The organism is Arthrobacter sp. Y81 (assembly GCF_002929335.1).
Lineage (GTDB): Bacteria > Actinomycetota > Actinomycetes > Actinomycetales > Micrococcaceae > Arthrobacter.
Genome location: NZ_PJIL01000008.1, coordinates 173,837 through 186,639, shown reverse-complemented (window position 1 = coordinate 186,639; position 12,803 = coordinate 173,837). Strand labels below are relative to the sequence as shown.

The 12,803-nt window shown below is 64.3% G+C and carries 11 protein-coding genes; 6 read left to right on the top strand and 5 right to left on the bottom strand.

Annotated features, from left to right (window positions below; genetic code table 11):
* Positions 1 to 84 precede the first annotated feature (84 nt).
* On the top strand, positions 85 to 1,026 hold the full coding sequence (locus CXQ91_RS12870) for a 5'-3' exonuclease (RefSeq protein WP_181038872.1): 942 nt from the start codon (positions 85 to 87) through the stop codon (positions 1,024 to 1,026).
* Between the two features lie 101 nt (positions 1,027 to 1,127).
* Here CXQ91_RS12870 and CXQ91_RS12865 read toward each other — a convergent pair whose 3' ends face one another.
* Positions 1,128 to 1,343, bottom strand: a complete 216-nt coding sequence (locus CXQ91_RS12865) for a helix-turn-helix transcriptional regulator (RefSeq protein WP_308471405.1) — start codon at positions 1,341 to 1,343, stop codon at positions 1,128 to 1,130.
* Between the two features lie 108 nt (positions 1,344 to 1,451).
* Between CXQ91_RS12865 and map the strand changes: the two genes are divergently transcribed.
* Both map and CXQ91_RS12855 read left to right on the top strand, forming a co-directional pair.
* Positions 1,452 to 2,222 carry a type I methionyl aminopeptidase gene (map, locus tag CXQ91_RS12860; protein ID WP_104174301.1) on the top strand — a complete coding sequence of 257 codons (771 nt, stop codon included), beginning with the start codon at positions 1,452 to 1,454 and terminating at the stop codon, positions 2,220 to 2,222.
* A 209-nt stretch (positions 2,223 to 2,431) separates the two neighbouring features.
* The gene (locus CXQ91_RS12855; RefSeq protein WP_258073954.1) at positions 2,432 to 3,601 is read left to right on the top strand and encodes a hypothetical protein; all 1,170 of its coding nucleotides are present in this window, start codon (positions 2,432 to 2,434) and stop codon (positions 3,599 to 3,601) included.
* On the opposite strand, the gene CXQ91_RS12850 is transcribed toward CXQ91_RS12855, so the two are convergent.
* From CXQ91_RS12850 to CXQ91_RS12830, 4 genes are all read right to left on the bottom strand, one after another.
* Complete coding sequence (locus CXQ91_RS12850; RefSeq protein WP_258073953.1) at positions 3,510 to 5,237, bottom strand: recombinase XerD; 1,728 nt, start codon at positions 5,235 to 5,237, stop codon at positions 3,510 to 3,512. The two genes, CXQ91_RS12855 and CXQ91_RS12850, sit on opposite strands and share 92 nt — an antisense overlap.
* The gene (locus CXQ91_RS12845; RefSeq protein ID WP_104174300.1) at positions 5,227 to 5,565 is read right to left on the bottom strand and encodes a helix-turn-helix transcriptional regulator; all 339 of its coding nucleotides are present in this window, start codon (positions 5,563 to 5,565) and stop codon (positions 5,227 to 5,229) included. The genes CXQ91_RS12850 and CXQ91_RS12845 overlap by 11 nt, the downstream gene beginning before the upstream one ends.
* Positions 5,562 to 6,668 carry a tyrosine-type recombinase/integrase gene (locus tag CXQ91_RS12840; protein WP_104174299.1) on the bottom strand — a complete coding sequence of 369 codons (1,107 nt, stop codon included), beginning with the start codon at positions 6,666 to 6,668 and terminating at the stop codon, positions 5,562 to 5,564. The genes CXQ91_RS12845 and CXQ91_RS12840 overlap by 4 nt, the downstream gene beginning before the upstream one ends.
* A 549-nt stretch (positions 6,669 to 7,217) precedes the next feature.
* Entirely contained in the window at positions 7,218 to 9,611 is a 2,394-nt protein-coding gene (locus CXQ91_RS12830) for an excinuclease ABC subunit UvrA (protein WP_104174297.1), read from the bottom strand.
* Between the two features lie 107 nt (positions 9,612 to 9,718).
* Between CXQ91_RS12830 and CXQ91_RS12825 the strand changes: the two genes are divergently transcribed.
* From CXQ91_RS12825 to CXQ91_RS12815, 3 genes are read left to right on the top strand one after another with little or no spacing between them, the layout of a single operon-like run.
* Complete coding sequence (locus CXQ91_RS12825) at positions 9,719 to 10,948, top strand: type III polyketide synthase (protein WP_104174296.1); 1,230 nt, start codon at positions 9,719 to 9,721, stop codon at positions 10,946 to 10,948.
* Positions 10,948 to 11,667 carry a class I SAM-dependent methyltransferase gene (locus CXQ91_RS12820; protein WP_104174295.1) on the top strand — a complete coding sequence of 240 codons (720 nt, stop codon included), beginning with the start codon at positions 10,948 to 10,950 and terminating at the stop codon, positions 11,665 to 11,667. Before CXQ91_RS12825 ends, CXQ91_RS12820 begins: the two co-directional genes overlap by 1 nt.
* Positions 11,660 to 12,796, top strand: a complete 1,137-nt coding sequence (locus CXQ91_RS12815; RefSeq protein WP_104174294.1) for an NAD(P)/FAD-dependent oxidoreductase — start codon at positions 11,660 to 11,662, stop codon at positions 12,794 to 12,796. The genes CXQ91_RS12820 and CXQ91_RS12815 overlap by 8 nt, the downstream gene beginning before the upstream one ends.
* Positions 12,797 to 12,803 lie beyond the last annotated feature (7 nt).

Below are 12,803 nucleotides of genomic sequence, written 5' to 3'. Positions count from 1 at the left end.
TGCACATGCCCGGTACGGCCCCGGCGTCGAACACAAAACCGCTGGGATCCAACGCGATCCGGTGCGGCCGTGTCAGGATCAGTTATGCCTCATCGCCTGATGCTTCTCGACACTGCGTCGCTGTACTTCCGCGCCTTCTATGGCGTGCCCGACACGATCCGCCGCGCCGACGGAACGCCGGTGAACGCCGTCCGCGGCCTGCTCGACATGATTGCGCGGCTCACGACCGATTACGAGGCGACGCATCTCATTGCGTGCTGGGACGATGATTGGCGTCCGCAATGGCGGGTGGACCTGATCCCCAGCTACAAGTCGCACCGGGTCGCCACGGTGGTGGCCGGTGCCGCCGATGTGGAAGTCGTGCCGGATGCGCTCGAGGTGCAGATTCCGATGATCCGACGCGTGCTCGACCTCGCCGGCATCGCCGTCGTGGGGGCCGCGGAGCATGAGGCCGACGACGTCGTCGGCACCTACGCCAGCCACGCCGGGCTTCCGGTCGACGTGGTGACGGGCGACCGCGACCTTTTCCAGATCGTCAGCGACGCCCGTCAGGTACGGGTGATCTACACCGCGCGCGGAATGAAGAATCTCGAAGTCGTGACCGACGTCGTTGTCGTCGGCAAGTACCGTGTGCTGCCTGAACAGTATGCCGATTACGCGACCCTCCGCGGCGATGCCTCCGACGGGTTGCCGGGCGTCGCCGGAATCGGCGAGAAGACTGCCGCGTCGCTGCTCGGCGAGCACGGCACCCTCGACCGGCTGCTCGCGGCGGCAGCGGATGCCGAAAGCGGGGTGCCCGCCTCCGTGCGGTCGAAGCTGGACGCGGCTGCGGACTACCTCGAGGTCGCGCCCAGGGTCGTGAAGGTCGTCCGCGACCTCGAGCTGCCGTCGCTCGACGAGGCAGGCGCGCAGCTGCACTCCGTGGTCGGCGAGTCGCGCGCCGAACTCGAACGTCTTGCCACCGAGTGGAACCTCGGCGGCTCGGTCAGGCGACTCCTTGACGCCCTTGACCATCGGGATCCATAGTCGTGAGGCGCAGCCGGAGCCAGGTTTCGGCGATGAACACCGCGATATTCAGAAGGCTCAGCGGGACCCGGCAGCCTCGAACAGCCCGGCGGGAGATGCGCTCAGGAAGCTACATCGAGCTTCTCAGCTGATGACCTTCGTAGCGTTCCCTGGATGGCATCCAGGGAGAGGGCCAGTTCGTCGGCGAGGGCAGCCACAATCATGAATGACGGTGTTGCGATCCGACCCGTCTCGATTTTCCGGAGTGTCTCAGGGGATATACCTGCACCAAGAGCGACTTGGACCAGTGTCCGTTCCCCCCGGGCGTGACGCAGCATCTCGCCGAGGAGCTGCCCTGCTCGGATGTCTTCTGGGCTTAGCGGGACTCTAACCATCCTCCAAGAGTAGTACCGTTATAATAATAACGGTACTACTTGGAGGAATCATTGATTGAGCTACTCACGCCTCGAGAAGTTGACGCGGCACGTCTCTCCGGCCAGTTCGTGGCGAAGACTCTGTCGGACTTGAGGGAGAGAATCGGGCCCGGGACGAATCTCCTGGAAATAAATGATTGGGCAGCTTCGATGATTCGGATGGCTGGAGCCCGCTCGTGTTATGTCAACTACGCCCCTTCATTTGGGCGCGGCCCCTTCGGAAAAGTCATCTGCACCTCCGTTAACGATGCCGTTTTGCACGGACTTCCTTATGACTACGTTCTGAGGGATGGGGATCTACTGACCCTTGATTTCGCAGCAAGCGTTAACGGGTGGGTCACTGATTCCGCCATCAGCTTCGTTGTGGGGGAGTCCCACGCGCCTGTGGACGGGCACATGATTGAAACCACGGAGAAGGCGCTTCTGGCCGGTATCCATGCCGCCCAGTCCGGAGCGCGTCTTGGAAATATTTCCCATGCGATTGGCTCAGTGCTCGAATCAGCAGGCTTTGAGGTCAACACCGAATTTGGCGGGCACGGTGTTGGAAGCACCATGCATCAGGACCCGCATATACCGAACATCGGTGCACCCGGACGCGGATACGTGCTTCGCCCCGGACTGCTTTTGGCAGTAGAACCCTGGGTCATGGACGGCACCAGCAAACTCGTTACAGCTCCTGACGGGTGGACCTTGCGCAGTTCCAATGGCCGCCGGACTGCGCACTCCGAGCACACGATCGCCATCACGGAATCCGGACCCGTCATTCTCACACAACTGGCCTGAAGAGCGAGCCTTAGACCGCAGGGGAGTGGCCCGCACCCGCGGCGTCCCACGCGCCGACTTCAGCGTCCGGGTACCCGCACACGGGGAAGCAGTATCACTGAGTCCCGTTCTGCAGAGCCAGCAGTCGAATTAGTTCTACTGGCACCTCTGCGTATCAGGTTCGGGTGTATTCGTTTGAGTATTTCCAGATGCTCCGTAGGATTGCCAACGTGTCACCAGCAACTTTGGACGGTCCGCCGCGCCCCCTGAGCGTCGGGGACGTCGTCGTCTGCCCGAACGACCTTCTTGGTGAGTGGGTCGCTGCCCAGGTCACGAACATCGACCCCGATTGGAAGAAGGTCGGCGTGCTCGAACTCGATTGGTCGGGTCCCGAGCCGTCCACAACGGATGACTTGGGTGAAGTTGAGCCGCTCCGGCTCACCCACCATTCCTGGAACGGGAGTTTGTCCCACGCCAACTGCGACTGGGTGCTCCCTCGGGGTTATCGAGTCCTCGGCAGGCTGCCACTGGTGCACGATCAGCGGTCGAATAGCTACACCAGCCGCTGGCGCGTGGGTGACCAACTTGCCCGACAACGCGCGTGGGACCGGGGCGAACGTGACTGGCAAGAAACAGGCGCGCTCGAACTGACCCCTGCGGAACTTGAGCAGGCCCTCGCCGATGGCGCACCATCCCAAAACGCGGTACGCAGCCTCAAGGCGACGGGTCTGTCCGAAGTAGACGGCGGCCGGCTCACAGCCATCTTCCCCAACCTGACAAGTCTGACGCTCGGCGGAAGCCTCGGGCAGTTCGCGAACGCGGGCAAACTCAACCGGCTCAGCTCGCTCAAGGGCCTTTTCATCTCCGACTTATTCGGCATGACGAAGGCGGACTGCGTGCTCCCGGCCGAAGTTCCCGATCTGGAATACCTCGACTTACATAGCGTGCCTCACGAGTATGCCCTTGCGATGCGGGCCCGGTGGCGGTCAGAGGTGGTTAACGGCACGAGCGTCAACATCTCGAAGGCACGCAAACCCGAGTGGGTGCAAGAGAATCTTGAGAACCCGCTTCGCGACTGGGACGGGCGCGAGCACATTACGGCAGCCCGCTTCAAGAAAGCTGTCGAACAATTCAAGAAGACGCGGCGCGAAGTTCTCGCTATGGTCGGCCCTCAGCCAGATGAGTCCACCTTGGCCCGTTTGATGGACCTCGGGCGCGAATATGCGCTAGCGTTCAATCGCCTCGATGGGCGGTCCCCGTTCATCGAGACGGAGGAGCGCGAGGAGTTGTTCGCCGCACTCAACACGGTTATAACTGAGCGGGAAGTGGAGCTGGGCCGTTCTCTCGTGGCCGAGCGATCGGCTCTTCTCTCCGGAGTTGAAGGCGCGCGGGACTGGTGAACCACCTTGGCTTCCAAATGCTCGCATTTTCGGTGCAATGAGCGTATTCGTGGGGGCAAAGTTCATTTACGGGTTCTTCGCGTCCGATTTCCGCCTCGGTTGAAAATCGGGTTGCTCGGTTCATTCGGGGTTCAGTCCGCTGGTCGACGTAGCGGGACCATGCGTCGCCGGCGGCGTCGGCGTGGAGGAACGCGACCTGGTAGCTGTAGCCGAGTGCGTCGGCGACCAGTGGTGCCGGTGTTACGGCGAGATGCTCGTCCAGGGCCGTGTTTCGTGCGCCGAGCAGTTCAATTCCGAGGCCGCGGAGCCGGAGCATGATGGTGTTCGGGTGGAGGTGCTGCCCTGCCCTGGTTCCGGGGAAGAGCCAGTGGCTTTCCGTGCCTGATGCTGTTCGGAGGTTGGGGCGGTTCCGGAGGTGCTGTCTGAGGAGTTCCGCGAAAGGCTGTGGGACGGCCACCGGATGCGTGCCAAGGGCGATAGTGATCGCGCCCGCGTCGATGATGACCGCGTCTGTGCGGAGCGCGGCCACCCGGACCAGTGGTTGGGCATAGAGGAGGAGCAGTGTCCCGGCGACTCTGTAGGGCAGGGACTCGCTCGTTCCGGTGAGCAGTTCCTTTAGCCAGGCAAGGTGTTGTTCCTGCGGGATGGCCGGCCGGCCTTTGGCGGAGTAGTGCCCGATTTCGACGCGCATGTTCGTGCCGGTCTTTTTCGCGAAGATGAAGAAGGTCCGGATGGCTTTTCTGGTGGTCGGTCCGGTCGTGAGCCAGGTGTCCACGTCCTGCTGGGTGCAGGTGGCGGCGGTGCGATGGTGGGTCTTCCAGAGCCAGTCGAGGAACTTGATGGTCTCAGTGATCTCCTGTTTGGCCGCGTGCACCGGGCTTTGGACCGTTTTGTCCGGCGTTGCCATGGCGCGGATGCGTCGGAGATGGTGCCATTTGGCGAAGTGCTCGACGGGTTTGGCAACTTCGGCCGGCAGGGGGCGCAGCTTGTCATCGATCCAGGCTTCGAAGCGGTTCAGGTAGGGGTCCTGGTGGGGGAGGAGCCCGTGATGCACGAGTCGCGCCCGGAGATGGTCGGCTGCCCGTCCTGCCGTTTCGCGGTGACTGTCGAGGCCGTCGTGGGTCAGGGGAGTCTTGCCGCTCGAGATGGAGGTCAGGAGCGTCTGGACTTTGGCGGAGCGTTTCCAGGTAATGATGCTTTCCGGTCGATCGGCCTGGCAGAGGACATCGATCAGGCGGTTGGCGGTTGTCGGATCGGCCGGGTTCGTGAGCAGCAAGGCGGTGAGGTCGTCCCGGAGTGCGCAGCGGGCGCAGATGCCGCGGCGGTAGAACTCACCTTCCTGGTTGCAGCGGGCGCAGTGGAAGTCGTGAAGGATGCCGGCGCACGGTGCGCACCGCGGTCCTCCATCCTGTGCGGGTGGGCCGGGGAGCAGCCTGTGCTGCCCGCATCCGGGGCAGGTGCCGTGGGTGCGGGTCGCCACGGTAAAGCAGGGACCGCAGATCTTGCCTTCCGGCCAGGTTGCCCTGGTCCTGCCGGCGTTGCGGCCGCAACGGGCGCACTGGACGGTTCCGGTTGTGCGGGGCCGGCCGCGGACGGTGTTGCGCGGGGTGAGTCCTTCCGGGTGTTCAGTGGTCATCGTCGATGATGCGGGCGCGGCGCGGGCGGACGCTGCGGTTGAGGTCCACGACATTGGGGGAGTTGGCGGTTCCGGTCTTGCGGGCGCGGACGTCGGCTGCGGTGACGGTGATGAGGTCTTCGGGGCCGCAGGAGAAGATGTCGCAGATCGCTGCGATGACCTGCAGGGCGACTCGTTCGGGCTTCTGGTTGACGATGCGGTAGACCTGGGGCCGGGACAGGATGATTCCGCGCTCGGCGAGCAGCGGGATGAGGTCGGTGGTGTTGTGAAGGCCCCGGGCCGCCATCAGCTCGGAGAGCCGCCACGTGTATTCGACTTCGCGCTTCATCGATGACCTCCCGCGTGTTTGCCGAGTGCCTGGTTCATCGTGCGGTCCAGGGACGCCCGCAGCGTGGTGCTGCGGAAGTCGTCGCTGACGAATTGGTAGATGCCGGTGGTGGAGGCGTACTCGTGACCCATTTGGTGTTGCACGAATCTAGGATCCCATCCGGCCTCCAACAGGTGCGTGGCATAGGAGCACCGCAGGGAATGCAGGTCGAGCCCGTCCGAAGGCATCCCCAGCTCGTTTAGATACCGGCGGAGGCGCCGCAGGAGCGTGGACTCGACGATCAGTCCGCCGCGTTCGCTGGGGAAGAGTACGAGGCTGTGAAGGGTTCCTCGGCCGTTGGCGAGCCAATCCTCGAGGACGCCGGCGGTCCAGTCGAAGACTGTCAGGACGCTGCGGGGCTTGGGCGGTGATGCTTTGCGGGACTTGCCGAACCGGACTTTGCAGACCCCGAACTTCCCGAACTTGCGCGCGTGCGGGTTGGTTGCGAAGTCGACGGTCTGCAGGTGCCGCAGCTCATTGAACCGAAGCCCGTAGGAGTAGGCCAATTTGAGCATGACCGCGTCGCGGTAGGCCGCCTGCCAACCGTTCTTGCCGGTGGCCTCAATGAGTTCGACCTCGTCGTCGGCGCGGTCGAAGAGCTTCTGGAGCTCCTCTTTGGTGAAGGGGCGCTTGGACGGGCGGCCTTCGAATTCCTGCACGTGCGGTGCGGTGTTCCACTCGTAGAAAACCTGGGCCGGATGGGTACCAAAGCGCTGTTCGCAGACCCGGTCCCAGCCATAATCAGGGTTGGCGACATAGGACGTGAAGTGACGCAGCGCGGACTGGTGGGCGCGCAAAGTCGAGTGACTCAAGTGTCGGATCGAGCGCAGATCCCCGAAATACTCCTCAACATGGGCCGGCGTCCAATGCCACGGAAATTCATTCACATGATCCATGAACCTGCGAACGTAACGGATGTGCTGGTCAATCGTGTCGAACTTCAGGTTGCGCGAGAGCTGCTGGTTGCGCCAGCCATCCAGCATCTGATCGAAGGTCTGCTGTTCGGGATGAAGCAGTTGGACGGAACCCAGAAGGTGCACCCGTCCTGATCCATCGACTGCCATTCCGCCTCCCAAACCTGTTCCAAAATCTGAATCAATGATTCATTAAATGCATCATCTCAGCAAATCCGCAGGTCAGGGGCGTCTTTTCTGTCATTCGGGGCTCAAGCTAGGCGCGCCCGGTCATGGCTGGGAACATCGATTGGACTCGGACAAAACCCCTGAACGCCGCGGCGCAGAGGGGCCTCGAACGCCTGACGAGGAACTCCGCGGGAGAGGGCCTGAATGATTCATCTGATGAGATACGCAGAGTACTACTTTACATAATGTAGATTATCGGCGTTCTAGGAATACCTGGAGAGGGCGGCGATAAATGTCATTCGAACCCCTCTGAAAACGCCAAGACGATCCGTGTTTTCCGCGGACTCCTCCCAGTCCATGTTCGTGCGGTTGAACTTGTTGTCGACAACCCGGAGTTCCCGGGCGACGCCAATAGTCGTGCGAACAGGCAGCGAGCCGCCCAGGCCAAGAAGGCTGAGCACGCTCCGCAGCCGAACTTAGTTGACATAACTCGGCGCGGTTTGGTCCCAGCCACCCCCATTTAGCCCACGCCTAGCCGCCGACGTAGGCCGCGAGGTGCTCGCCGGTCAGCGTGGAGCGTCCGGCCACAAGGTCCGCCGGTGTGCCCTCGAACACGATCCGTCCGCCGTCGTGGCCGGCGCCGGGGCCGAGGTCGATGATCCAGTCGGCGTGTGCCATCACTGCCTGGTGGTGCTCGATAACGATGACAGATTTTCCGGACTCCACGAGGCGGTCGAGAAGGCCCAGCAGGTTCTGGACATCGGCAAGGTGGAGGCCGGTGGTTGGTTCGTCGAGAACGTAGACGTCGCCTTTCTCGGCCATCTGGGTGGCGAGCTTGACGCGCTGACGCTCGCCGCCGGACAGCGTCGTGAGCGGCTGCCCAAGGGTGAGGTAGCCGAGTCCGACGTCCACGAGCCGGTCGAGGATCTTGTGGGCCGCCGGCGTGCGTGCCTCTCCTTCCCCGAAAAATCCCTCCGCTTCGGTCATCGACATGGCCAGCACTTCGGCGATGTTGCGGCCACCCAGCCTGTATTCCAGGACTGACGCCTGGAACCTCCTGCCCTCGCAGTCCTCGCAGGTGGACTCAACGGTGGCCATGACACCCAGTTCAGTGAAGATGACGCCCGCGCCGTTGCAGGTGGGACAGGCGCCTTCCGAGTTGGAGCTGAACAGCGCCGGCTTGACCCCGTTGGCCTTCGCGAACGCCTTGCGGATCGGCTCCAGCAGGCCGGTGTACGTCGCCGGGTTGCTGCGCCGGGACCCCTTGATGGCACCCTGGTCGACCACCACAACACCGTCGCGGCCGGCCACTGAACCGTGGATCAGGGAGCTCTTGCCCGAACCGGCGACACCGGTGACCACACAAAGCACGCCCAGCGGAACGTCGACGTCGACGTCCTTAAGGTTGTGCGTCGAGGCACCGCGCACGTCGAGGGTGCCGGACGGGGTACGCACGGATTCCTTGACCCTGGCCCGGTCGTCGAGGTGGCGGCCGGTGATGGTGTCGCTCCCCCGCAGCCCCTCGACGCTTCCCTCGAAGCAGACTCTGCCGCCCTCGGTGCCGGCCCCGGGGCCGAGGTCAACGACGTGGTCAGCGATGGCGATGGTCTCCGGCTTGTGCTCGACCACGAGCACGGTGTTGCCCTTGTCGCGCAACTGCAGCAACAGCTGGTTCATCCGTTCGATGTCATGCGGATGCAGGCCGATTGTCGGCTCGTCAAAGACGTAGGTGACGTCCGTGAGGGAAGAGCCGAGGTGCCTGATCATCTTCGTACGCTGGGCCTCTCCCCCGGACAGTGTGCCGGCCGGCCGGTCCAGTGAGAGGTAACCCAGCCCGATTTCGGCGAAGGAGTCGAGGAGGTGCCGCAGGCCCCTGAGAAGCGGCGCGACCGACGGCTCGTCGAGCACCCTGACCCAGTCAGCCAGGTCGCTGATCTGCATTTCGCACAGTTCGGCGATGTTTTTGCCCTGGATCCTGGAGGACCTGGCCTCCGGGCTGAGCCGCGTGCCGTCACACTCGGGGCAGGCCTGGAAGGTGATGGCGCGCTCAACGAAGGCCCGGATGTGGGGCTGCATCGCGTCGACGTCCTTGGAGAGCATCGACTTCTGGATCTTCGGGATCAGGCCCTCGTAGGTGAGGTTGATGCCCTCGACCTTGATCTTGGTCGGCTCCTTGTAGAGAAGGTCGTCCAACTCCCTCTTGGTGAACTTCGCGATCGGCTTGTCCATGTCGAAGCCGGCGCCGCTGAAGATGCGGCCGTACCAGCCGTCCATGCTGTAACCGGGAACGGTCAGGGCACCCTCGCCCAGCGACTTGCTGTCGTCGTAGAGCGCAGTGAGGTCGAAGTCGGAAACCGAGCCCATGCCTTCGCAGCGCGGACACATCCCGCCCAGGTACACAGCGCCGTGCACCACACTCTTCTCGACCCGGCCGCCTGCCTTCTCGGTGCTCATCACCCCGCTGGCCTTGCGCGTCGGGACGTTGAAGGAGAACGCCGTGGGCGGACCGACGTACGGCGTGCCGAGCCGGCTGAAGAGGATGCGGAGCATGGCGTTGGCGTCGGTGGCAGTGCCGACCGTGGAGCGGGGGTTCGCGCCCATCCGCTCCTGGTCCACGATGATCGCCGTCGTCAGCCCCTCAAGGAAGTCCACGTCAGGCCGCGCCAGATTCGGCATGAAGCCCTGCACGAAGGCGCTGTACGTTTCGTTGATCATCCGCTGCGACTCGGCGGCGATCGTGCTGAACACCAGCGAGCTCTTGCCGGAGCCGGAGACGCCGGTGAACACCGTCAGCCGGCGCTTCGGGATCTCCAAGCTGACGTCCTTGAGGTTGTTCTCGCGGGCGCCCTGCACGCGGATCAGGTCGTGGCTGTCGGCGATGTGCTCCGCGTGCAATTGCGAGTCCGCCTGGGTGGCCATGCTCATCGTGTCTCCATCCGTTATTCGGGGGCCGCCTTCCTGGCATGCGCCGGCGTCGCCTGCCCCAATCTAACCAGCATTGTCTTAACAGCAAAGCTCGCTGAGAATGAACCATGACGGTCTACATGAGGTCCCTGGAAACTGCTGTCCCGCCCACCGTACTCATTCAGTCTGAAGCCCGCGATGTATTTGCCGCCCAACCCGGCCTCACCAGGCTGGGTTCCCGGCTGGTGAGCACGTGCTTTGATTCCGCCGCCATCGACACCCGGTACACAGCTGTCACTGAACTTACCAAGGACAGCCGCGCGGACGAGCCGAAGTTCTTTGACCCGGACACCGGCCTGGTGCTGAGCCCCAGCACCAAGGTCCGGAACGACATCTTCGGCCGCGAAGCCACCAAGCTCTTCGTGCAATCCGCCCAGGCCGCGCTGGATGCCTGCCCCGGAATCGGTGCTCAGGACATCACCCATCTCGTGACGGTCTCGTGCACAGGCTTCTTCAACCCGGGCCCGGACTACAAAATTGTCCGCGCCCTCGGCCTGAATCCGGCAGTGCAGCGCTACCACCTTGGCTTCATGGGCTGCTACGCGGCTTTTCCGGCGCTGCGTGCCGCCAAGTCCTTCTGCGAGGCAGATCCCGACGCCGTTGTCCTGGTGGTCTGCGCCGAGCTCTGCTCGCTCCATGTCCGCACCTCCAACGATCCCGACACGATCATGGGCTCGGCATTGTTTGCCGACGGTGCAGCGGCGGCCATCATTTCCGCCAGGGACATTCCGGACGGAAACCCCCTGCTGCGGCTGGACCACTTCGAAACCGTACTCACTCCTGTCGGTGAGGAATCCATGGCGTGGAACATCGGCGACGAAGGCTTCGAAATGGTGCTGGGGAACTATGTTCCGCACATTATTGACGACCACATCATCGGCGCGCTTGAACCCCTGCTTTCCCGCGATGAATCCCTGCGCGGACTCCCCTACCGGGATATCACCCACTGGGCCATCCACCCCGGCGGCCGGAGCATCCTGGACAAGGTGCAGTCCAGGCTCGAACTCACGGACGAGCAACTGGTGCCCGCCCGGGAAACCCTCCGCAACTACGGAAACATGAGCAGCGCCACGGTGCTCTTTGTCCTCAAGCACATCGCCGGGCTCCCGCCGCAGGATGGCGATGAACGTATCTGTTCGATGGCGTTCGGACCAGGCCTGACAGTGGAATCGGCGATGTTCACCAAAGTGCGCGCACCGCTGACGGGAGGTTCGCCTGGGGCAGCCGCCCGGGACGCCTCCGCCGTGGCGGACGCCATACCGGACGCCACAGCGCGGACTGAGCCGTCACTGATTTGATGGCCAACCGGGGCCCGCTGCGCGACCGTGACGTCCATGCGGTGGAGGAGATGGACCGCCCCGGCTGCGACCCTGCACGCCTGAACCGCACGTACGCGCAGTTTGCCGTGGTCAACAGGGCCGTTGCCGGATGGCGCGGAATCTACCGGACGCACATCCGGCCCGTCCTGTCAGCCACCGCGGTGACAACCCTGTTGGACATCGGGTGCGGCGGCGGGGACGTGCCTGTCCTGCTGGCTGCGTGGGCGGCCCGCGACCGGCTGAAGCTGGAGGTCACAGCCATTGATCCGGACCGGCGTGCCTTCGACTTCGCCCGGCGCCGTAGGCACACCCCCGGGGTCACGTTCCGGCAGGCGTCCACGGCCGAACTGGCCGAACTGGCCGAGGAAGGGCAACGCTACGACGTCGTCGTGTCCAATCATGTCCTGCACCATCTGGGCACAGCTGAGTTGCCGCAATTCCTCGCCGAATCGGCGCTGCTGTCCCGCGGCACCGTCATCCACAACGACATCCGCCGCAGCCCCGCCGCGTACGCGCTGTTCTATGCGGCCTCGTGGCCGTTCCCCGGTTCCTTCATCAGGGAGGACGGGCTTACCTCGATCCGCCGGAGCTACACAACCTCGGAACTCCAGGCTGCCGCTCCCCCGGGCTGGACCGTGCTGGCCCGCCCGCCCTTCCGCAACCTGCTGACACTGAGCCGGAACACTCGCGGTGATTGACGTCGTCGTGGTGGGCGGCGGACCGGTGGGACTGTACCTGGCAGCCCGGCTGCTGCAGCAGGGTGTGTCAGTCCGCATCCTGGAGCAGCGCGCCGAGCCGAACACCCACTCCCGCGCCATCGGCATCCACCCCCCGTCGCTGGAAGCACTCGACGGCATTGGCGTCGCGTCCGGACTGGTGTCGGAGGGCGTGCAGATCCGACGCGGCGTTGCCATCGGGGGCGGCGTGGAAGTGGCGGGGATGTCCTTCCGCGCTGTTTCCCGCCGCTACCCGTTCGTGTTGTCGGTCCCGCAGGCGCGCACGGAAGCCGCCCTGGAACGGCGCGTCAGGGAGCTGGACGGCGGGTCGATGCTGCGCGGAGCTACCGTGACGGGACTGCACGACGACGGCGCGAGGGTTGCGTTGGACGTCGTCACGGCGGACGGGGAGTCCCGGATTCACGCCTCCCTGGCCGTGGCCGCGGACGGTGTCCGCTCCACGGTCCGGCAGCTGCTGGGCATTCCGGTGCGGCTCAAGGAGTACCCCGATTCCTACCTGATGGGAGACTTCGCCGACAGTACCGCGTTCGGCCCGGATGCGGCCCTGTTCCTGGAAGCCGCAGGGATCGTGGAGTCCTTTCCGCTGCCGGGACGCGTGCGACGCTGGGTGGCGAGAATGCCTGCATCCGGCGCAGACGCACCCACCGCCCGGTCCCTGGCCCGGATCGTGCAGGACCGAACCGGCGTAGCCGTCGAACCGGGCACCAATTCCATGCTGAGCAGTTTCGGGGTCCGTTCGCGCCTGGCGAAGAGTATGATCCACGGCCGCACGGCGCTCATCGGAGACGCCGCCCATGAAATCAGCCCGATCGGCGGCCAGGGAATGAACCTGGGCTGGCTGGATGCTGCTGAGCTGGTACCGCTGCTACTCAGCCGGCTTGCGCACGCGGAACTGGAGGGGGAACTGCAATGCTTTGAACGTCACCGGCTGCAGGCGGCCGCGAGGGCTGCCCGGCAGTCCGAAATCAACATGGCCCTTGGCCGGCCGCTGCCCCTTCCGCTGTGGCGTGCCCGGAACCTGCTGATCGGCTATGCAGCAAGCGTGCCGGCCATCAATTCACGCGTGGCCGCCCGGTTCACCATGCACTAAAGCACCG

Bases quoted from the DNA above. Each gene is read 5' to 3' on its own strand.
- CXQ91_RS12870 (WP_181038872.1), top strand. From the start codon at position 85: ATGCCTCATCGCCTGATGCTTCTCGACACTGCGTCGCTGTACTTCCGC.
- CXQ91_RS12865 (WP_308471405.1), bottom strand. From the start codon at position 1,343: ATGCTGCGTCACGCCCGGGGGGAACGGACACTGGTCCAAGTCGCTCTT.
- CXQ91_RS12850 (WP_258073953.1), bottom strand. From the start codon at position 5,237: ATGACCACTGAACACCCGGAAGGACTCACCCCGCGCAACACCGTCCGC.
- CXQ91_RS12845 (WP_104174300.1), bottom strand. From the start codon at position 5,565: ATGAAGCGCGAAGTCGAATACACGTGGCGGCTCTCCGAGCTGATGGCG.
- CXQ91_RS12840 (WP_104174299.1), bottom strand. From the start codon at position 6,668: ATGGCAGTCGATGGATCAGGACGGGTGCACCTTCTGGGTTCCGTCCAA.
- CXQ91_RS12830 (WP_104174297.1), bottom strand. From the start codon at position 9,611: ATGAGCATGGCCACCCAGGCGGACTCGCAATTGCACGCGGAGCACATC.
- CXQ91_RS12825 (WP_104174296.1), top strand. From the start codon at position 9,719: ATGACGGTCTACATGAGGTCCCTGGAAACTGCTGTCCCGCCCACCGTA.
- CXQ91_RS12820 (WP_104174295.1), top strand. From the start codon at position 10,948: ATGGCCAACCGGGGCCCGCTGCGCGACCGTGACGTCCATGCGGTGGAG.